The sequence below is a fragment of the Streptomyces griseochromogenes genome (genome assembly GCF_001542625.1).
GTDB classification, from domain to species: domain Bacteria; phylum Actinomycetota; class Actinomycetes; order Streptomycetales; family Streptomycetaceae; genus Streptomyces; species Streptomyces griseochromogenes.
In genome coordinates this window covers 4,968,374-4,986,723 of record NZ_CP016279.1, presented here as the reverse complement: position 1 = coordinate 4,986,723, position 18,350 = coordinate 4,968,374, and the positions used below count along the sequence as shown (strand labels likewise).

Genomic DNA, 18,350 nt, shown 5'->3' with positions numbered 1-18,350 from the left:
CCCCGGCTACCCGACCACCCGCTGTGGCTCCACTGCGGGCATGGCGCGCCGATCCGGCCGCGAATCGGTCGGATGTGGTGGCATCCACATACCCGGGCGCAGCGCATGCCTGGCTCACGTCAGCGCGGCCGACCGGGCCGCCTACCTCGGAACCCTTTCCGCCGACGCGGACATCGACCACCGCGGCACCCCGTTCGCTGTTTGACGGGGTCATCTTTCGCGACTACGCGCGCCACAAAAGCGCGAAATTCCAGAGGCAGACGCAGTTCCTGGGGGCACAGTTCACGAGAGAAACGGGCTTTAACAGCACGCCGGCGTCCGCACGCCACAGACGCACAGAGACGGTCGGGAGTTCGTCTTCCATGCGGCAGATCTGCCCGCACAGACTTCCTGACCTGAACCAGATCCGCAACGAGGCCACAAGGGGCAACTCTGCGGGACTCGCAGGGTGTCAAATTTCAGAGAACGTTGACACGTCGTACCCCGGTCCTGGAGTCGTCGAGATATGTCGCGAGACGAACTCCTCGACGCCGCATGGGAGTTTCGCCTGCGCTCTTAGTTCAACGCCGAATAGCCCATGCCGCCTTGCGTTCGCGGCGAGGCCATACGGGTGGTTCTGTGCGGAGCGCCTACGCTCGCGTTCGGCCTCGTGACGCCTTGACCGCACAGGGAACTTCTGCCGGCCGCCGGGCTGACGCCCATGCTCGTTGATCGGACGATCCGGCGTGCCGATGAGCGGATATCGGACATTTGCGCATTAACCTCTCGTCACCTTATGACGTGGCGGATCGCGTACGAGTCCGCTTCAACGCTCGGAGAAGACATGCGCAAGACTCGCAAGACCGCTGTCGTGGCCGTCTTTCTCGGCACCGTCGGCTTCCTCGGCGCCGGCGCCGCCTACGCCCAAGGGCAAGGGCAAGGGCAAGGGCAAGGGCAAGGGCACCACGGTCGAGAGAGCACGACGACAAAAATCGGCCAGAGCACCTCATGCACGACGACCGAAGAGAACTCCGACGTACAGGGCGAGTCCGGGTTCGAGAACGGCCGGGAGGGAAATCGGTCCAACGGCAAGGGCTCACCCGGCCCGCAGACTACCGACGTCGGCTCAAGCCTGGGGTGCAACAACACCCTCATCCTCGGCAAGTAGCTCACACGGGTCCCGGCGCCGAGCCACACGCCCGGCGCCGGGCCAGGCCCCCCCGGGGGTGCTCCTGTCTCGACGTTGACGTTCAGCTCTGCGGCCGCGATGACCGTCGGGCGGGCTATTGCTCTCGTCGCAGACGACGTAGAACCCCTCATCCGGGTTGTGTCCCAACAACACCCCAGAACGCCACTGGTCCATCAGGAACGAACGTCAGACCCGACACCGCACGTCGAACACTGCTATTAGCAGTCAGCGGTTGCTGACGTCCCCAAGCAGTTGGACTGGTCGCGGGCGGTGACCGATTCTTCCCACGCCCGGGCCGCCCGACGAGGCCCAAAAGCGGGCCGAGTCCGGTCGACCGCGCACGGCCGGGCCGTAAACATCATGTCCTCGTCGAAGGCCAGGGCATCCCGCTCGCAGTGTCGCTGACCGGCGGAAACCGCAACGACATCACCCAGCTCCTGCCCCTGCTGCACAAGGCCCCTTCTGTCCCAGGCCTGGTCGGACGCCCGCGCTGGAGGCCCGAGACGCTGCTCGCAGACCGCGGCTACGACCACGACAAGTACCGCCGGCTCGTCTGGGCCCAGGCCATCAAACCGGTGATCGCACGCCGCGGTGTCCCGCACGGATCTCCGGCCTCGGCGTCCACCGCTGGGTCCTCGAGCGCACCATCGCCTGGCTCCACGGATTCCGCCGCCTGCGCATCCGATGGGAGCGAAGAGACGACATCCACGAGGCGTTCTTCGGCCTCGCCACCTGCCTCATCACCCACCGACACGTCCAACGCCTCAATGCCTGTCGAAGTGCGGGTCCGATCGGGCGATCACCGGGATTCAGCGGAACGCGGCGATATTGAGAGCGGCCCAGTCGGCGAAGGGGCGCGGAGCGCGGCCGAGGACCCGCTGGACGTCCGGGCTGACGCGCAGCTCGGCCGGGCTCGGGGAGCCGAGGATTTCCAGGGTGTCCTCGGCGAGCTCCGCCGGCATGCTCTGAGCCATGGCGGCCTTGGCCTCGTCGCGGGTGAGGTCGTGGAACCGCACTGGCGAGCCCAGTGCGGCGGCGATGGCCTGCGTCTGCTGGCGCGGCGTGATCACTTCCGGGCCGGTCAGCTCGTACACGCCGCCGGTGTGCCGGTCGTCCAGCAGGCAGGCCGCCGCGACCTCGGCGATGTCCGTCGGGTCGATGATCGGCACCCCGACGTCACCGAAGGGCGCGGCGACGACCCGCCGGGCGCGGACGGATTCGGCCCACCACAGGGCGTTGGAGGCGAAGCCGCCCGGCCGCAGGATGGCCCAGTCCAGGCCGGACTCCCGCAGCACGTCCTCCACCGCGCGCATCGCGACCCGCGACGGACCGAGGGGCCTGGTCGCCACGCCCTGCGTGGAGAGCAGGACGACGCGGCGGACCCCGCCGGCCGCGGCTCGGCCGATGATGTCGGCCGGGCCGGCCCCGGCGGCGTGCATGTCGCCGGACAGCAGCAGGAACAGTGCCTTCGCCCCGTCCAGCGCGGGCTCAAGGCCGGCCGGCTCGGCCAGGTCGGCCGCCACGTGGCGGACGCCGTCCGGCACTACCCTCGCGTGCCGTGACACTGCCGTCACCTGCTGGCCCGCCTCGGCCAGCGCCCGCGTCAACGGCCGGCCCACATTCCCGGTAGCCCCTGTCACCACGATCATGATCAGCTCCTTGTCCGATGTCCTCTGTAGTCATGACGCTAGGAGTCGGGCTAACCTTTGGTAAGGACATACCTTTGGGTAAGCTCATCACGTGACGGGAGGCGCGCAGCTCATGCAGGCCGAGGCGGAGGAGCGGTATGAGGCGTTTCACACTGAGTGCCCCGCGCGCGATGTGGTCGACCACGTGACCAGCAGGTGGGGTATCTGGGTGCTGATCTCCTTGCGGAGCAACGACCTCCGGTTCTACGAGCTGCGCAAGAGCATCCAGGGCATCAGCGAGAAGATGCTCGCCCAGACCCTGCGCGCGCTGGTCCAGGACGGCCTGGTCTGGCGGAAGGTCGAGCCGACGACGCCGCCCCAGGTCACCTACGGGCTGACCGAGTTCGGTCGGGACGTCGGCGAGCCGCTGACGGAGCTGTTCGACCGGATCACACGGCGGCTGTCGCCGCGCAGCGCAGGTGCACGCCCGGCCCATTAGGACAGCGCGGCGCCGAACACCTGGTCGACGGCGGCTACACAGATGCGGCGACCACCTCGGCCACCACATACGACGCCCAGGCGCTGACCGGTATCCGCACCCGGCTCGGGCGCCGCGGCCTGCTGCATCACGTTCGCGACGTCGGTCACGCACGTCTCGGTGAGATGCGCGACGAACCCCGTCCACCGGGTGACCTGTCCCCGGCGGGCCCTGGCAGCCTGCCACCACGGTCTCCAGGCGGTGTTCATGGAGGACTGGGAGCAGCAACCGCACGGCCGGTCGAAGATGCGCGTCAGCCGCACGCCGCTTCCGAGCCCGGTACCGTGACCGTCCTGAACCGTCAGGTGTGGCCGGGACAGGCCGGCGGCGTTCAAGTGTCAAAGCCGGCCCCGGCCGGCGCTCCAGACGGAGCCGGCGGCTCCCAGCGCATCGGGGGCCCGCACAGCGGCGCCCGGCCCGACAAGGCTGCCGTCCCCCGAAAGGCCATCAGGCCGGCCTCGGCCTGGAACCCGGCGGCGATGCGGCAGGCCGGTTCGGCGGCCGGCGATAAGGTACACGGCTTCCAGCAGGTGCACGGCCTCCAGCGGGAACGCCCAGTCATCGGGAGCCTGGGCCGACCGCGAGGCAAAGCCCCCCCGTGCGGGGCTCAAACGTATCGTCGTACGACGTCAGCGCAGCCGGACCGGCAGGGTGAGCAGGCCGCGGTGCCGGGGGTTGTCCTGCCACTCGGCGGTGCGCTCCGGATGAGCGAGGCGCAGACCGGGGAAGCGCCGCAGTACGTGGGCGAAGGCGATCTCGGCCTGGAGGCGGGCCAGCGGTGCGCCAAGGCAGTGGTGGACGCCGTGGCCGAACGCCAGGTGCTGGGAGGCGTCGCGGGTCACGTCGAACCGGTCGGGGTCGGCGAAGACCTCCGGGTCGCGGTTGGCGGCCGCCAGCGCGATCTGGACGAACTCCCCGGCCGGGATCGTCGTACCGTCGATCGTCACGGGCTCGGTGGTGTAGCGCAGGCTCGCGAGAGCGAACGGGCTCTCGTGGCGCAGGACTTCGTCGGTCAGGGAGGGGATGAGTGAGGGGTCGGCGCGTACGGCGGCGAGCTGCGCGGGGTGGGCGAGCAGCGCGAGCAAGCCGTTGGCGACTAGGTTGACAGTGGTCTGGTGACCCGCGATCACCAGCAGGAACGCCATCGAGGTGACCTCCTGCCCGGTGAGGCGGTCGCCTCCGTCGCCGGCAGTGAGGAGAGCGGAGAGCAGGTCGTCGCCCGGGCGGGCCCGCTTCTCCGCGATGAGCGCGCGCAGTCGCTCCAGCATCGCCTCGGCCGTCGGGACGGACACCTCCCCGTCGCCGCCGTCCCCGCTCACCGTGTGACCGCGGACCTGGAGGATCCCATGCGCGGCGGGGTCCGCGCCCAGCAGGTCGAAGATCACGGCCAGCGGCAGCGGGAGCGCGAACCGGGCGATCAGGTCTACCTCATCGCCCTCGTCCGTCCCGTCGAGGGCGTCGAGCAGCGTCGTGACGTGTGCCTCGATCCGGGGGCGCAGATCCGCCACCCGCCGCTGGGTGAACGCCTGTTGGACCAGACGCCGTAGGCGCGTGTGGCGGGGCGGGTCGGAGTTGAGCATGTGGCTGGTGAGCCCGCCGCCCGGGCCGCCGACGGGAAGTCCCTCGTGACGGGCGTACGCCTCGGTCGCGCCGTCCTTGCTCAGCCGGGGATCGGCGAGGGCCGCCCGGCAGGCGGCGTGCCCTGTGACGACCCACCCGGCCAAGGGCGCGGCACCGGCGAAGCGGACCTTGCGGACACCGCCCTCTTCGCGCCAGCGCCGGTAGACGTCATGAGGGTGGCGGGCGAAGGAGTCACCCACCATCTCGGTCTCGGTCTCGTTCCCGATCTCGTCCGACGGCTCAGACAGCTGCACGGCGCACCCTCGTCACCTGGACGTCCTCGACGCCGAGCAGTCCGACGAGGGGAACCTTCGCGGAGGTCTGTTCGGGGCTGACGGCGAGGCCCGCGCCGCGTACCAGGTCCAGGAGCAGCTCGGCGAGCGGCATCACCATGTGCCGGCCCCAGCAGCGCTCGGAGGAATGGCCGAAGGGGAGGTAGCCGGGCGCGGTGTCGGGGTCGAGGGTCTCCCAGCGCTCCGGGCGGAACACGTGCGGGTCCTCCCACAGCTTGGGATCCCGGTGGGAGAGAAGGGGCAGGACGAGGACGTCGTCGCCCGTGCCGATGCGCTCGTCGAGGGCGGCGTACTCGGGGCAGGCGTTGCGCAGGATGTTCCAGGACGGCGGCAGCAGCCGCATGGCCTCGTACAGGATGTGCCGGTTCGGCGTGCCGGGGTCGAACGGTGCGCCGAGCCAGAGAGCGTTCGCGACCAGGGTGGAGACCGTGAAGCACACGGGTGCCGCCGCCCTCCGATACATGCCCATGGCATATCGGCGCTCTTGATATCCGGCCGCCTCGGCCGTCAGGCCCGCGATGGCGGTCAGCGGGGCCCCGCGCCGGCCCACCCGCCCCGGGAGCGCGGCGCCCGCCGCGATCACCGCCCAGGTCAGCTTGGGGGTCAGTTCGAGATTGCGGCTCATCAGGATCCGCAGCCGGTACGGATCCTGGCCAAGGATCAGGTCCCGCAGGAACAGATGTCCCCTGAGCGGCCACACCCCCGACAGATCGACGTCCTCGGGCCGGGAGCGGGGCTTCTTCAGTGCCTCGCGCACATCGCCGCCGATCGTCCGCATCACCGAGGACGCCTCGCCGCGCGAGATCGAGCGTCCGTGCAGCGGCTTGAACGTGGGCCGCTCGGTCTCGGTGGCCCGGCGGGCGGCGAGAATCCGGTCGGCGGCCTCATGCCCGGCGACCCCGACGGTGTCGGGTTCGAGCCGGAACACGTCCTGCCCTAGGTGGTCCCGGAACAGGGCGGCAAGTCGCGGATGGAACAACGTGCGGCGCATGCGGGATCTCCGGAAGGCCGAGGGGCAGGCGGGCGGCGGGCGGCGTCGCCCCCCGCCGTACGGCCGGGGGCGACCTCACCGGATGCTACGAATCGGCCTAGTACCAGAAGTACCAGGCACTCTTCTTCAGGCTCTTCTGAGCGGACACCTTGTTGCGAAGGGCGAAGAGAAGCTTCATCACTACACCCCCTTCCAGGGCGGAGATGTCACGCACGCCCCCTTGTGAAGACCGTGCGCAGCTGGCTTCTCCATGCTCCCCCACTACGATCAACAAATGATCAACGCCCAGGCCAAGAGGCACAGTTGAGGAGTCGCAGGCGCCAAATCGACCGGACAGGAGCAGTGCGCGTTCGCCCTGGCCCGTCGGCCGTACCTGCGGTTCCACTACGGCCAACACCGCACCACCAAAGTCACATACTGCGTCCGGTGGTGGTGTTCGTCGCCGGACAGCAGGGCAGCAGGGCAGCGGCAAAACGCTGGTGGTCGACCTCGTGTACGCCGCGCTCCGGCGGCGCGGTGGCGCGGTGAGAGCGGACCGCGACGCTTACAAGAGCGCCCACCCCTGCTACGCCGACTTCCTGACCGAGGATGTGCGCACGGCCGGGGTACAGGTGCGGCGGCCCGAGACCTACCGATGACAGGCCGAAGTCAAAGCGCGGGTCCGCCAGGGCCGATTCGACGCGGTGGTGGAGGCGCCTCTGGCGCAACCACAGGAGTTCCTGACACAAGTGGCGGCGTACCGGGAGGAGGGGTACCGCGTCGAGATCGTGGCCCTGGCCGCGCCCGAGGCGGTCGGCCGGCTCGGCATCCTGGACCGATACCCGCGCTTCGCCGAGGAAAGCCGGGCCCACTACGTCTCCTGGGACAACCACACCACGTGCGCGGCTGGGCTGCTCGCGACCCTCACCACGGTAGAGGCCTGCCGCCTGGCGGACCGGGTCTTGGTCGTACGGCGCTCCGCCGAAACAGCGCTTCCCGCGGTGTACGCCAACGAGCTCGGCCCAGACGGCCAGTGGCGCCGCCGACGGGCGCGGGCGGACGCCGTGCTCGCCGAGCGCAGACGCCCGTGGGACCCCACGGAAACGGGACTCTTCCGCCGTCAGCTCGCCGACGCCGACCGGCGTCTTGCCGATCCCCGGCTTCCGGAGGACTGGTCGCCGGCGGTGCGCCGCGACGCCGAGCGCGCCGCCGCCCGGGCCGAGCCGCTCCGACGCACCGCCCAGCCTCGCCAGGAAGCAGCCGGGGTCGACTGCCACCGCCTCTCAACGGACGAGCACCGCTGGATCTTTGACGACTTGATCGCGCCGCTGCTCGGGCCGATCAAACCGCAGGAGGCGCCCGTCGAGGGGTACGTGATGGCCCAGCCCGGCGCCGGCAAGATGCCGACTACCGGGGCCTGGCAGGCGCAGGCCGGGACGTACGTGCGCGAGCGGCGCGGGGACGTGGTCATCGAGATCACCCCGGCATGCGCCGCCGCCTTCGTCGCGGGGGCGTCCCTGTTCCGGCAGGCCGGCTACCGGGTGGAGCTGGTGGTCCTGGCGGTGCGCGCGGCCGATTCCCGCCAGGGCACGGCCGCTCGCTATGCCCAGGTGAGCCCGCGGAATGTGCCTGCGCGGTTCACCACCGCAGCCGGGCACGACAGCCACTTCGCGGTCCTGCCCGAGGTGGTGGCGACGGCCGAGCAGCTGTCAGCTGTCGACTCGGTCCTGGTGATGCGGCGTGACACCCATCGCCTCTACCACAACGCGTGTGACGGCCAGGGGCTTGGGCGCGGCACCGCGCTGCCGCGCTGGCCCTGGTCACAGAGCAGGCCCGCCCCTACACGCCCGAGGAAGCCGCGCGATTCTGGTCCATCCAGCGTCGGTTGCACACTGCGATGCCGCATCACCGCGACGACCTCATCGCGATCCCCGGACTGGCATGTCCGCTGATGCCCGCCCAGCAGCCGCGCCAGCTCCATACGCCCACGCCCACGCTGCCCGTGCCCGCCCAGGCGTGCCGCCCTCTCAGCACGTTGGTTACGCAGAATCACTTCCCTGTCGGATGATTCCCTCTAGCCTCGGAACATGGATTGGTTCATGGCGGCGGTGGTGGGAGCGGCTGGCGGCGCCGCTATGGAGGCCGTCGACATCATCAAGGCCATCAAGTGGCATCGTCAGATGCCGTGGAACGTTCAGTCGGACACCATCGATCCTCCCAAACACAGAGCTGATGTGCGGCCCGGCGAAGAGCACCTGCCCGTACCCGGCTGGAAGGCGTATTGGTTCGCCGGGGCTCTGCGGCTGTTCGTCAGCGGGGCCTTGCCTGGTGTCGTGGCCGCCACCCACCTATCCGCAGAACACGAATCCACTGGTGGCGTTTCTCATCGGACTGGGAGCGCTGTCGGCTGTCCAACAGGCCACCACTCTGGTGCCGTTGATGGTCAAGAGCGCGGGACGGGCTGCTCTGGGTGGTGTAGTGGAGGGGGCGCAGCAACAAGCGCAGACCCTCCGACATGAGGGCCGGCAACCCAGTCCCGCGGAGTCGAACGGTGCTCTGCCAGGACCCCGGACGGGTAGTTCCTCAGCAGGGAATTCGCAGCCCAGCACGGGCGTTGCCACGCAGCAGGATCCGACGGGCGAAGGAGGTGCCGCGTGACGATCACTGCCGAATCCTTCGTGGGCCGCGTCCTGGCCGTGCTCTCACGACGTTCTCCTGGCTTCCGGCCTCCGCTGAAGGTTTCCCGCCTTCCGCCCGCACCGGATAGTCCTACCGCTTCCACTTCATTTTCAGATGTCTCTCGCCCTAGTGAGACTCCTCAGACTGACGCAGCCCAAGACGGACGAACCGGGCCGAGTCTGGCTGACGTGACGACTCGCTGGAAGTCCGCATCTCCACAGGAGCGGCTTCGCAGTCGTGGCACCCTCCAGGCCGTCGCAGAGTCCCTCCAGGAAGCAGCTGCAGCCCTCACCCTGGACCTCGACCGCAACCCCGACCTGGCTTTGGCTCTCGACCAGGCCCGCGATCGCGCCCGCGTCCTCGACCGCCGCCTCGCCCACACCCTCGACCTCATCCGCGCCAGTGCCCCTGAAAACGTCAACGACCTCACCCGCGCCCTCGACCTGGCTGACAACCTCGACCGAGCGCGCGACCACGCCCGCCACCTCGACCACGCGCTCGATCGCCACCTTGTCGGCAACCTCACTGCCGACCTTGCCGAAGCCCTCGACCTGCCCGACCTCGGCCGCGCTCGCGACCTCGCCCACGAGCTTGCCGACGCCTACGACCTCCCCCGCCTCCTCGACCGCACCCGTGACCTCACCCGCCAGCTCGACCAGAGACTTGACCGCGCCTGCTGCCTTGCCCGTGCCCTCGACATCAACCAGGTTTACGACATCAACCAGGTTTACGACCTCAGCGACCTCGCCGCCACCATCACCGTCGACCTCGATCGGGTCCAGGAAGCCACTCGTGCCCGCGACGTCACCCGAGCCCTCGACCTCGACCACGGCCTCATCGAAGCTCATGACAATTTGGTTGATGCAGCGAACAACTTCGTAGGGGCCGACTTCAGCGACGTGGACCCTTCAACGATGAACCTCGTTGGGATCCTCTGGGACAGCGACACTCGGTGGCCGAGCCCAGAGTGGACCGATCTCATCCGCAGGGCCTCAGTGGAGCACCCCTCTGGCTCCGGGATCTTCATCGTCCTCCCCGAACAAGGTTTCGCCGATCGCAACTCCCTCGCACCCACCCCATAAGACCGGACACCTAGGCTGCTCTCGCTACTCCCGCCAGCGGCCAGAACGACCTGACCAATATCACCACAAGCGGAAACCTGTACGCCCCGTTGGCCGAGGTGCTGGCTCCAGCCAATAGCTCTGGAGGCACTTGATCCTCGCGACGAGCCACGGAGCGGCACGGGTGCAGAAGCGGCCATTTCAGCGTTTCACCGGAACGGGTGAGAGTGGGCATCTGCGACTTGGAACGTGGGGATGGAGCGACCATGCGTATCACCATCGACAAAGACGTGTGTATCGGCAGTGGCCAGTGCGCGTTGACCGCTCCATCGGTCTTCAACCAGGACGATGACGGGTTCTCCGCGTTGCTTCCGGGCCGAGAGGACGGGGGTAGTGACCCACTGGTGCGCGAAGCGGCGCGGGCTTGCCCGGTACAGGCCATCGAGGTCACACAGGACTGAGAAGGGTCCACCCAGCTCAGTGCGTCCGCCCGCCATCGCCGGCTGAGTCCACGGCGATCGACCTCAGCGTGAGCGTCGGCGTCCCGCGTGGAATCGGCCAGCTCCCGCATCGACAGATGGCGGTGAACGCGGCCCGGGCCGGAGACACACGTCGTAGACCACAGGAGGCAGACCATCGTGATCGTGCGCATCATGGGCGAGGGCCAGTGGAAATTGGATGACAGCCATTTTCCTGAGCTCAACGCCTTGGACGACGAACTACTTGAAGAGATGGAAAGCGGAGAAGAAGAGGGTTTTCGGCGTGCCCTGGGAGCACTCCTCGACGCTGTACGCCGACTTGGTAGTCCCATCCCCGATGACGCATTGGACCCAAGCGAGCTGATCCTCCCAGCGCCAGACGCAACCCTCGCTGGAGTCCGCGAAATGCTTGGCGACGACGGACTGGTTCCCGGCTGAACCCGGCGCTCTGACACCACGAGGGTTTCCTCGGACAGTCTTTGTGCCGTTCGCCGCGAGCGGTCGAATAGCGCTGGCGGTCAGAGCGCCTGCGACGCCACCATGAACTGGTGGCTCCGTTACCACCCAGGTCGCGCCTACTGCAGAAACTCACGGGACCTGACTTTCTGGGCCAGCCGCCCAGGCCGGCGGACGTACACACTCCCAGCATGAAAGGTGCCGGGGCGGCACGCCCTACGCGGGCCAACCCGACCCATCGGACAAGCTGGAGGCTCGGCGCGCCCCGAAACCCAGGCCGGTCTCCGGGGCGCGCGGCCGCGTCTCGTGATCAACAGTCGACCTGGTCTCGCCGAGCAGGGACATGCACGGGCGGGCCGGCCACGCCGACACACGCCTCGTTCCCCTCGGGGACGGCCAGCACCCAGTTCGACGGCGCGTCGGTGTCCTTCACCAGGCGTCCGCCGGCCGCGAGTGCTGCGGCTATCCGGGCCTCGGCACGGCTCGCGGTACGAGCAGGTCCACACGGCCGCTCAGAAGGCGGGTGTCCCCCACGCCGGGCGATGCCGGGCTCCGGTCACGGTGTGCGGTGCAGGCGGCTTGACGCCTTGTGGTTCCGGAGCGGCAGCGCGGGCGAGTGCCGGATTACCGATGAGGCGCCTGCCTTCGGCAGGATGGGCGCATGACCGAGATCCGCACACCCCGTCTCCTCCTCCGTAGCTGGCACGACGACGACCTCACGCCGATGGCGGACATCAACGCGGACCCACGGGTCATGCGCTGGGTCGACGACGGCTCGGTGCGCGACCTGGACCACACAGCCGAGGACATCGAGCGGTGGGAGGAGGAGTGGGACGAGGAGGGCTTCGGGCTCTTCGCCGTCGAGCTGCTGGCCTCGGGCGAACTGATCGGCTTCACGGGCCTGTCCGTGCCCGAGTTCCTGCCGGAGGTGATGCCCGCCGTGGCGATCTGCTGGCGGCTCGGCTCACAGTTCTGGGGCCAGGGATACGCGTCCGAAGCCGCGCACGCCACGCTGGAGTTCGCGCTCCAGGACCGCGGCCTGGACCGCGTCATCAGTATCAACCGGGTGGGGGACAACGCCTCCGAGAACGTCATCCGCAAGCTCGGAATGGTGCCCGAGCGGGAGACGGCACACCCGGTGTACGGCTACCCACTGCGCGTTCACGCCATCGATCTCACCGAGTTCCAGGCGTGAACCGGCCGGGCCGTCGATCATCCCAGGACAGCCGACCACTGCCCCTACGTCCCACGCGTTGATCGCTACGGTACGGAAACCGAGGGACGGATGGTGTCTTCCTGTCGCTGACCTGCGCTTTCACGGAACTGCGGCCAGAGCCTTGATTTTCCCCAGGGACGCTCGTCGCGTTCGCGGCGTACTGATCGCACACGCTTTCACCCAACAAGGGCCCTGATGATGCGAAGGCCACCTGTCGGCTCCACGCCGTCACAGACAGCGTTCATGCTTGCTGACACATGCTCAAACACAGGCGCGGCGGGCCTCCAAGCACCTGCCGCGCCTCAATGCCGCCTACACGCACGCGGTTCGCGCCAGCCGTCCCTTCAAGTAGTGAGAGGCAGGCTCACTGGGGACGCGGGCGCCTGTGAGTCGACCCCACAGGCACTCGCGAATGCGTCCGCAGCGGTATACAAGGCCTGCCGCTGGCTTCTCCCAAGGAGAATGCGATCACGCTTCCGGCCAGACGGGTGACGTGCGTTGGCTGATCGTTGTCCTGGCGGTGGCAAGAACATCCGGCCCCTGAGGCCATCACCCGCCAGGAGAAGAAGCTGAACGCCGCCTCCTACGGCTACAAGGGCAGCCTTGGAGACGCCGAGTACGACCACCTGATCAGCCTGCAGCTCGGTGGTGACCCGGACAACGCCCGCAAGCTCTGGGGTGAGCCGGCCGACCCGGGCCACAAGCCGGGCTGGGGCGTGAACAACCTGGAGGACGCGGTGGAGACGAAGCTGCACACGACGGTCTGCTCCGGGAAGGTCACTCCAAAGGCGGCGCAGTAGGCGATCGTCACCCACTGGACCACCACGCTCAGCCGCCTCGATCTCGCCTGACACCCGATCGGGGTGTGCTGGCCCGTGCGCCGCATTGGAGCCGTGTGACCTGATCGGCCCAGAGCGTGGCTTCCCCGCCGGCCTCCGGGACGGGCAGAAGGTTCGGATCAGGGAACTTGGCGGGCTGGGGAAGCATGGCGGTGCGCCCGGAGATCTGTACTTCATCGTGCACATCGACCGCTGAATCGCGCAGTAGGCATTACCCAGGCCGTCCAGTAGAGCACCCGGGGGGCGTGAAGCATCCCCGTGGCGGGTTTCTGGGGCGAGCGGGTCCAGCACCAGCCGGACCGGTTCGGCCTTCTTCTTCGGCCGGCCACCCTTGCACTTCGGGTAGAGCGCTTCGAAGCCGTCGGCATTGAACTTGTGGATCACGTCCCGGACCCGATCCGCGCTGGTGAACGTCACCTCGGCGATCTTCGCAACGGCCGTGCCCCGCGCCGACAGGCGCACCATCTGGGCCCGCCGTCACCTCACCACCGAACCGGTGCCTCTACGAATGATCTGCAGGAGGCGCCGGCTCTCAGCGTCATCGATCTCACGGACGCCTACTCGTTCAGCCACCGGCACAGCGTGACGGCCACGCGTCCCAGGACAGGACCGGTGGCGCGTCAACCACTCCTCCAGACCTGCCAGCGCCGGTCTGTCAGTGCTCGGGTGAGTTCGGCGTCGTACTGATCGGCGTCGAAATGGAACGCCGGGGGCCGCACCTTGTCAATGGGCACCTCCCAGTCGGACCACTCCACGATCCCCCCATGGCGCTGCACGAACACGGACAGGTAGCCACAACATCCGCCCGTGCACTCAGGCTCGCCCAGCACTACACGTCGCCCCTTGCCGGTCGCCCAGAAGGGACCGTGACCGTCGGCGGGCAGCGCCTCCTCCGCAAACGGGCCGCGGCCTCCCTTTCCGACCGCCCCTGCCACCACTTCCTCGCCGTCGATCCGGAACTGCAACTGCGCAGCCCATCGGGGGCCCGGTGGCAACGCACTGACCTCAAGCCGATTGAACACCCGAGCACTCTACGTGGGTACTGGCTGCCACAGGTCCTTTCCCACGACCGGGTGCGGGCGTCTGGCCAACTACCCGTCGACGTCCCAAGACGCGAACGTTGGCCGATGCGGCACTACGTCCTGCCTCTTTGGTCAACGTCGTGCCCAGATGAGGATGGCGGCGAGGTGCAGGGCAGCCTGGTAGGCGGTGGCAAGGTTGATGCCCCTATGGATGTCAACTGACGGGGGCCGGTGTCAGGGATTGCTTTCTGGATGTGAGGAGGGCTTGGTAGATCTCGCGGGCCACGTAGCGTTTGAGGCATCGGATGGCTTCGCGTCGTGTCTTGCCCTCAGTGACTCGTCGTTCCACGTAAGAACGGGTGCGGGTGTCCCAGCGCCAGGGTCCGGACCGACGCCGTAGAGCTCCAGGAGCTTGGGTGCGCAGGTATCGATCGCTGTGCTGATCCGTGCCGTGAGGTCGTTGATCTCCTCGGTGAGATGCATGATTCGCTTGGCCAGGAGTCGGAGCGTATGGCGGGATCCCGCCTGCGGCCCCGTGCTGGGCGCGGGCCGAAGCTGCGAACACCGGCGGATGAGTTTGAGGTTGCTCAGCCCGGCCAGGGACTCACGCAGAGCCGGCTCTACCGCCACGAACACGGCCTTGAGCTGGTTGATGGCCATGGAACGGGACTTGACCGCGGAAGTGTTGGCCGTCTTGAACAGCCGGATCGTCTCCACTGGTCAGTCGGTCGTCTTGGCGGTGGCCGTGGCCCGGCCGGAGACCGCCCGGGCGGCGGCTGCCGCATCGAGGGAGCCGGACTTGCCGTGCCGGCGTCGGGCGGCTTTGTCGGGTCGGTTGACCTCGGTGACCGTGATGCCTTCATGGTGCAGATAGCGGGTAAGGGCGGCTCCGTAGGAGCCGGTGCACTCCACTCCGGCCTGCTGCAACCGCCTGAAAGCACGTGCCCAGGACAGGCGTTGGCGATAGCCCTCGGGCTCCTCGGTGAGGAGTGCCGCAGCCTTGTTCAGGTTGAGCCACCCCTGCCAACGTTGCCCGTTGGTTCCCAGCCCGGTCACGAGGGCGATGTCGCTGGCAGAGACGTCTGCGACGCAGGCCGGTGCGCCGGTCCATCCGACCAGGGCGGACGGGTAGTCCTCCTCCCATAGTCCGTGATCGAACTGGAAGGTCTGCCAACCGCCCGGTCGCGGCCACCACGCCCGCACGGTGTCCTTCAGCTCCTGATGAATGCCGTCGAACACGGGTTCTTCCAACAGTGGACGCTTGCTACGAGCAAAGACCGGTGACGATCATCTCGGAGTGTTCGCCACCGTCGCGGTGGTGGAGGACGTCCAACGCGTACAGGGAGTCGCACGGGGCGCCGGCCACCACCACCTTCCCGCCCGGTCCCACCGGCTGGTCGCTTACTGGCGCAGCGCAGTTGTTCCGTGCGTGTTGTGTTCACCGGCGACGCGGCTCTTGCTCGTCCCGCACCGACCTGCGAAGATCATCACATGATCAAGCGAAAGGACACCCGGGTCCTCGTCCGGTGAACCGCCCCCGACCGTGGGACCTGGGCCCCACCCTCAGCGGCCGACCCTCCCTGTACGGCCACGCCCTGGCAGTCGAGCGGCAGCACTTGGGGCGGCCACGAGACCATCGACTCCCTCAAAGGGCGCCCCGGCCGAGCCGCCGCGCCAACCGCTCGAAGGACACCGCTGCGCGGATAGCCGCGGCTGCCACACGTCTGACCGAATCCGCTGCCGATCGCTCGGTGGCGTCCGTCCTGGACAAACAGCTTCGGCGCGTTGTGTGGCGGGACCATGAGCGCACGCTCGAAGCGACTCTTCGAGAGCGTTCTCTTCCCTCCGATCGCATGCGCCAGTTGGGCCGGTGGTTCGCAACGCACGGCGAACACCCCAATGCCGTCAGGTTCGGCATCCTGCTGCTGGGCATGGCTGGGACCGGCGACGACTGTGACGTCTTGAAGACGCTGGGCGTCTTCTGGGCGTTCTCGACCGAGGCCTGTGAAGCCTTGCTGCGGTCCCAGGCCGATCCCTCTCAAGCTCTGTTCGAACTGGCCCGGCAGGCGGAAGGCTGGGCTCGCGTCGATGCCGTCCGCCGGCTCGAAGGCGCGTCGGATCCCGAGATCAAGAGGTGGTTGATCCGTGAGTCGTGCACGGGCGACGTACTGGACAGCTATTTCGCGCTGACCGCCGCGAGAGTCGGTGATCTCGCGGGTGCCCTCGCCGGCGAAAAACTGGACGAGGAAACCCTGGACGGCACGGGAAGGCTCCTCGAAGCGCTCACCGATGTCGATGGACCGGGGCCGGCGCTGGCGTCGTACGACGACGCAGTACGTGCGCTGGATGGCTATCTGTTCCACGCCACAGCAAGAGGCATCACCTTGCGGCGGCTTTGGAACCTCTTGTCGATCGACAGATTTCTGCATGACCCATGCATGAGCACGCTGTGCCGGGAACATCACGAGTGGCGACGCATTCGGGACCGATTCACGGCAGTGGTCACAGATCCGGCATCACGGGACGTCGTACTCGCCGGCCTCGCCGACAAGGAGCTGACCACCTTTCGTCTTGCGGCATGGGCGGCAAGACGGATGAACGTCCCAGCCCGCCCCGCCCTACTGCGGAGGGTGGAGTCGGAACCTCAGGACAGCACCATCTGGTTCCTGCTCATCGACGACTGTCCGAGCGAAGGCATCTCGGTGGTCGTCGAGGCGGCGGTACGCCTCCTGCCCCTCCAGGATCTGCGAACCGGTCCGACGACTGAACTGGGTCTTGGAAGGGAGTTCGATGTCGACCGGATTCTCGACATCATCGTGAGCCGCCTGGACGAGCACCCCGGCCACGGCTGGGAATTGATAGAGACAGCCCTCAACAATAGGACGAGCAGGAACCGACGCATGGCGCTCAAGGCGCTGAAGGGCTGGCCGACCGAGTTCGTTCCCTCTGCGGCTCGCCGGATCCTCCTTGCCGCTGCAGCCAGAGAGCCCGACCCCGAGATCGGTTCAGAAATGGCGCAGGAGGCCCGACGCCTGTGAGTCCGTAAAACGCACCAAGGACAGATGGCGTGACGCGGGGAATCCTTTCGGCAGGCCGGGGCCTTCGCGCTCTTGGGCTGCACACGTGACGCTGCCGCCGGAGTCATGGGAGTCCGTCACGGCTGCCCCGCCGGCCTGCGTCGGATTCGCCCTCGCGCGAGGGACGAACGCGTTCAGAGTTACGACGACCTGGCCGACGTTCAGCAGCCTTCGGTATAGCGGCGCACAGCGTGAATGCGCAGAGCGGAACCTTGTGACCAGATAGTGGAGCATGCCTTTGCGTCGAACGCTGCGTAGGCGTGGCTTGGCGTGGCCTCCGCTTGCCTCTTTGCCAACTGATGATCACCCTTGACGCCAGACCAGGCTACGATCCCACGGCGCTCCGGGGTGGGGCTTCGAACGCAAAAGGTCGGAGAGGATCAATGTGAGACGCAGATGGGCTGTGGCCGGGGCCTGGGCGGCCATGATGGCGGCGCTACTCCTCGGGTGCGGCCCGGCGAAGAGCGGAGCGGAGGACGGCGGCGCAACCGCTCACCAATCGGTCGCCGAGCCGGACAAGAATGTGCTCACGTTCACCTATCACCGGCACAGCGGTGACAACTACATCGACCAGCAATTGTTCATCAGAAACACCGACAGGGACTCGGTCACCCCTGTCTTGGCGTTCACCGCGCTCGACCGGCACGGTCACCGGCTGCCAGGGGTGCAGGTCCGTACCGTATATGGCAGCGACAGTGGCCGTTTGGTGGTTCCTTACGGGTGGGGTTTCGACATTCTGCGCTTCTCGGGGCCCGGCAAGCACCAGGTCTACGATGTCCGGGTTGCCGTTACTCACCTGGCCACAGCCAGGGTGCGGGCCAACATCCACCCGGTGACCACTCAGCCGCTCAACGCGGCGGGGCAGACCGCCAGCAAGTTTTCCCGTTTCACCGCCGTGCGCGTGACGAACCCCGACGCTTTCGAGGTTTCCGTGCGCGTTGCCTACCTGGTCTACGACCAGCCGGCCAAAGGCGAGACCCAGCAAGCCATCTCTGTCACCCCCGTTGGAGGGCTTGTCCGCGTACCGGCTCACGGTACGGGGGTCGTCAAGGTCACCGGCGGCGCCGTCCAGGCGGTAGCCAGATACTCCGGCGGCCCGGCAGTGAGCGTCAAAGCCTACAATTCCCAGTGACCAGGGGGCGGTGGGGCCGCTCCCGCCGCCGGTCATCGCCTCCCGGGTGTGACCGTACACAAGGTGCCTGCTCCGCTGAGCTCAGTGCGGGCCACCGCCCTTCACCAATGCGTCATGCGCAGTCCTGGCCGGCGTCAGGCCCCGGGGGGTGCATGTCGTTGGATAGCGACCG

The 18,350-nt window shown here is 68.0% G+C and carries 19 protein-coding genes and 4 pseudogenes; 13 read left to right on the top strand and 10 right to left on the bottom strand.

All coding sequences use genetic code 11. From position 1 onward, the window contains the following. The first annotated feature begins 823 nt into the window (after positions 1 to 823). Both AVL59_RS21175 and AVL59_RS50610 read left to right on the top strand, forming a co-directional pair. The gene (locus AVL59_RS21175; protein WP_067317577.1) at positions 824 to 1,147 is read left to right on the top strand and encodes a hypothetical protein; all 324 of its coding nucleotides are present in this window, start codon (positions 824 to 826) and stop codon (positions 1,145 to 1,147) included. A 270-nt stretch (positions 1,148 to 1,417) separates the two neighbouring features. Beyond that, a pseudogene (locus AVL59_RS50610) lies at positions 1,418 to 1,919 on the top strand (IS5 family transposase); the annotation flags it as partial. A gap of 58 nt (positions 1,920 to 1,977) precedes the next feature. Here AVL59_RS50610 and AVL59_RS21165 read toward each other — a convergent pair. After that, a complete protein-coding gene (locus AVL59_RS21165) occupies positions 1,978 to 2,817 on the bottom strand; it encodes an SDR family oxidoreductase (RefSeq protein ID WP_067306776.1) in 840 nt (279 codons plus the stop codon). Positions 2,818 to 2,908: 91 nt separating this feature from the next. Between AVL59_RS21165 and AVL59_RS21160 the strand changes: the two genes are divergently transcribed. Continuing rightward, positions 2,909 to 3,295 (top strand): winged helix-turn-helix transcriptional regulator, encoded by a 387-nt coding sequence (locus tag AVL59_RS21160; protein ID WP_067306773.1) that lies wholly within the window; start codon positions 2,909 to 2,911, stop codon positions 3,293 to 3,295. Here the strand turns inward: AVL59_RS21160 and AVL59_RS53015 are convergent. The 4 genes from AVL59_RS53015 to AVL59_RS56480 form a co-directional block, all read right to left on the bottom strand. Further along, positions 3,292 to 3,444, bottom strand: coding sequence for a hypothetical protein (locus tag AVL59_RS53015; protein ID WP_162494761.1), 153 nt, complete (start codon positions 3,442 to 3,444; stop codon positions 3,292 to 3,294). The genes AVL59_RS21160 and AVL59_RS53015 overlap by 4 nt on opposite strands. A 519-nt stretch (positions 3,445 to 3,963) precedes the next feature. Continuing rightward, positions 3,964 to 5,208 (bottom strand): cytochrome P450 family protein, encoded by a 1,245-nt coding sequence (locus tag AVL59_RS21150; protein ID WP_208870422.1) that lies wholly within the window; start codon positions 5,206 to 5,208, stop codon positions 3,964 to 3,966. After that, a complete protein-coding gene (locus tag AVL59_RS21145; RefSeq protein WP_067306768.1) occupies positions 5,195 to 6,238 on the bottom strand; it encodes a cytochrome P450 in 1,044 nt (347 codons plus the stop codon). Before AVL59_RS21145 ends, AVL59_RS21150 begins: the two co-directional genes overlap by 14 nt. A 97-nt stretch (positions 6,239 to 6,335) precedes the next feature. After that, the gene (locus AVL59_RS56480; protein WP_372450422.1) at positions 6,336 to 6,416 is read right to left on the bottom strand and encodes a tryptorubin family RiPP precursor; all 81 of its coding nucleotides are present in this window, start codon (positions 6,414 to 6,416) and stop codon (positions 6,336 to 6,338) included. 301 nt (positions 6,417 to 6,717) lie between these two features. Here AVL59_RS56480 and AVL59_RS54530 point away from each other — a divergent pair. The 5 genes and pseudogenes from AVL59_RS54530 to pspAA all read left to right on the top strand — a co-directional run. Continuing rightward, positions 6,718 to 7,152 (top strand): annotated as a pseudogene (locus tag AVL59_RS54530) (zeta toxin family protein); the annotation flags it as partial. A 441-nt stretch (positions 7,153 to 7,593) separates the two neighbouring features. Then, complete coding sequence (locus AVL59_RS54525) at positions 7,594 to 8,169, top strand: zeta toxin family protein (RefSeq protein WP_308281954.1); 576 nt, start codon at positions 7,594 to 7,596, stop codon at positions 8,167 to 8,169. Positions 8,170 to 9,084: 915 nt separating this feature from the next. Next, a complete protein-coding gene (locus AVL59_RS52290; RefSeq protein WP_159399978.1) occupies positions 9,085 to 9,978 on the top strand; it encodes a hypothetical protein in 894 nt (297 codons plus the stop codon). Between the two features lie 245 nt (positions 9,979 to 10,223). After that, positions 10,224 to 10,418: a ferredoxin gene (locus tag AVL59_RS21130; protein ID WP_067306759.1), complete on the top strand. Its 195-nt coding sequence runs from the start codon at positions 10,224 to 10,226 to the stop codon at positions 10,416 to 10,418. Positions 10,419 to 10,595: 177 nt separating this feature from the next. After that, positions 10,596 to 10,874: a PspA-associated protein PspAA gene (gene pspAA / locus AVL59_RS48585; RefSeq protein ID WP_079146846.1), complete on the top strand. Its 279-nt coding sequence runs from the start codon at positions 10,596 to 10,598 to the stop codon at positions 10,872 to 10,874. A 328-nt stretch (positions 10,875 to 11,202) separates the two neighbouring features. On the opposite strand, the pseudogene AVL59_RS50600 reads toward pspAA, so the two are convergent. Then, a pseudogene (locus AVL59_RS50600) lies at positions 11,203 to 11,373 on the bottom strand (VOC family protein); the annotation flags it as partial. Between the two features lie 180 nt (positions 11,374 to 11,553). On the opposite strand from AVL59_RS50600, the gene AVL59_RS21125 reads away from it, so the two are divergent. The 3 genes from AVL59_RS21125 to AVL59_RS56070 all read left to right on the top strand — a co-directional run bounded on the left by AVL59_RS21125 (position 11,554) and on the right by AVL59_RS56070 (position 13,143). After that, positions 11,554 to 12,087: a GNAT family N-acetyltransferase gene (locus tag AVL59_RS21125; protein WP_067306757.1), complete on the top strand. Its 534-nt coding sequence runs from the start codon at positions 11,554 to 11,556 to the stop codon at positions 12,085 to 12,087. Between the two features lie 530 nt (positions 12,088 to 12,617). Further along, positions 12,618 to 12,908, top strand: a complete 291-nt coding sequence (locus tag AVL59_RS21120) for a hypothetical protein (RefSeq protein WP_308281955.1) — start codon at positions 12,618 to 12,620, stop codon at positions 12,906 to 12,908. 85 nt (positions 12,909 to 12,993) lie between these two features. Then, positions 12,994 to 13,143 carry a DnaJ C-terminal domain-containing protein gene (locus tag AVL59_RS56070; RefSeq protein WP_335743748.1) on the top strand — a complete coding sequence of 50 codons (150 nt, stop codon included), beginning with the start codon at positions 12,994 to 12,996 and terminating at the stop codon, positions 13,141 to 13,143. Positions 13,144 to 13,220: 77 nt separating this feature from the next. Here AVL59_RS56070 and AVL59_RS56065 read toward each other — a convergent pair. The 4 genes and pseudogenes from AVL59_RS56065 to AVL59_RS53615 all read right to left on the bottom strand — a co-directional run. Continuing rightward, positions 13,221 to 13,520 (bottom strand): annotated as a pseudogene (locus AVL59_RS56065) (helix-turn-helix domain-containing protein); the annotation flags it as partial. Positions 13,521 to 13,567: 47 nt separating this feature from the next. Then, positions 13,568 to 13,969 carry a hypothetical protein gene (locus AVL59_RS21115; protein WP_067306754.1) on the bottom strand — a complete coding sequence of 134 codons (402 nt, stop codon included), beginning with the start codon at positions 13,967 to 13,969 and terminating at the stop codon, positions 13,568 to 13,570. A 234-nt stretch (positions 13,970 to 14,203) separates the two neighbouring features. Beyond that, a complete protein-coding gene (locus AVL59_RS52285) occupies positions 14,204 to 14,686 on the bottom strand; it encodes a hypothetical protein (RefSeq protein ID WP_159399977.1) in 483 nt (160 codons plus the stop codon). 3 nt (positions 14,687 to 14,689) lie between these two features. After that, entirely contained in the window at positions 14,690 to 15,220 is a 531-nt protein-coding gene (locus tag AVL59_RS53615) for a hypothetical protein (protein ID WP_208870421.1), read from the bottom strand. 602 nt (positions 15,221 to 15,822) lie between these two features. On the opposite strand from AVL59_RS53615, the gene AVL59_RS21105 reads away from it, so the two are divergent. Beyond that, positions 15,823 to 17,007: a hypothetical protein gene (locus AVL59_RS21105; protein ID WP_067306751.1), complete on the top strand. Its 1,185-nt coding sequence runs from the start codon at positions 15,823 to 15,825 to the stop codon at positions 17,005 to 17,007. Between the two features lie 442 nt (positions 17,008 to 17,449). After that, the gene (locus AVL59_RS21100; RefSeq protein WP_067306749.1) at positions 17,450 to 18,178 is read left to right on the top strand and encodes a hypothetical protein; all 729 of its coding nucleotides are present in this window, start codon (positions 17,450 to 17,452) and stop codon (positions 18,176 to 18,178) included. The last annotated feature ends 172 nt before the right edge of the window (positions 18,179 to 18,350 follow it).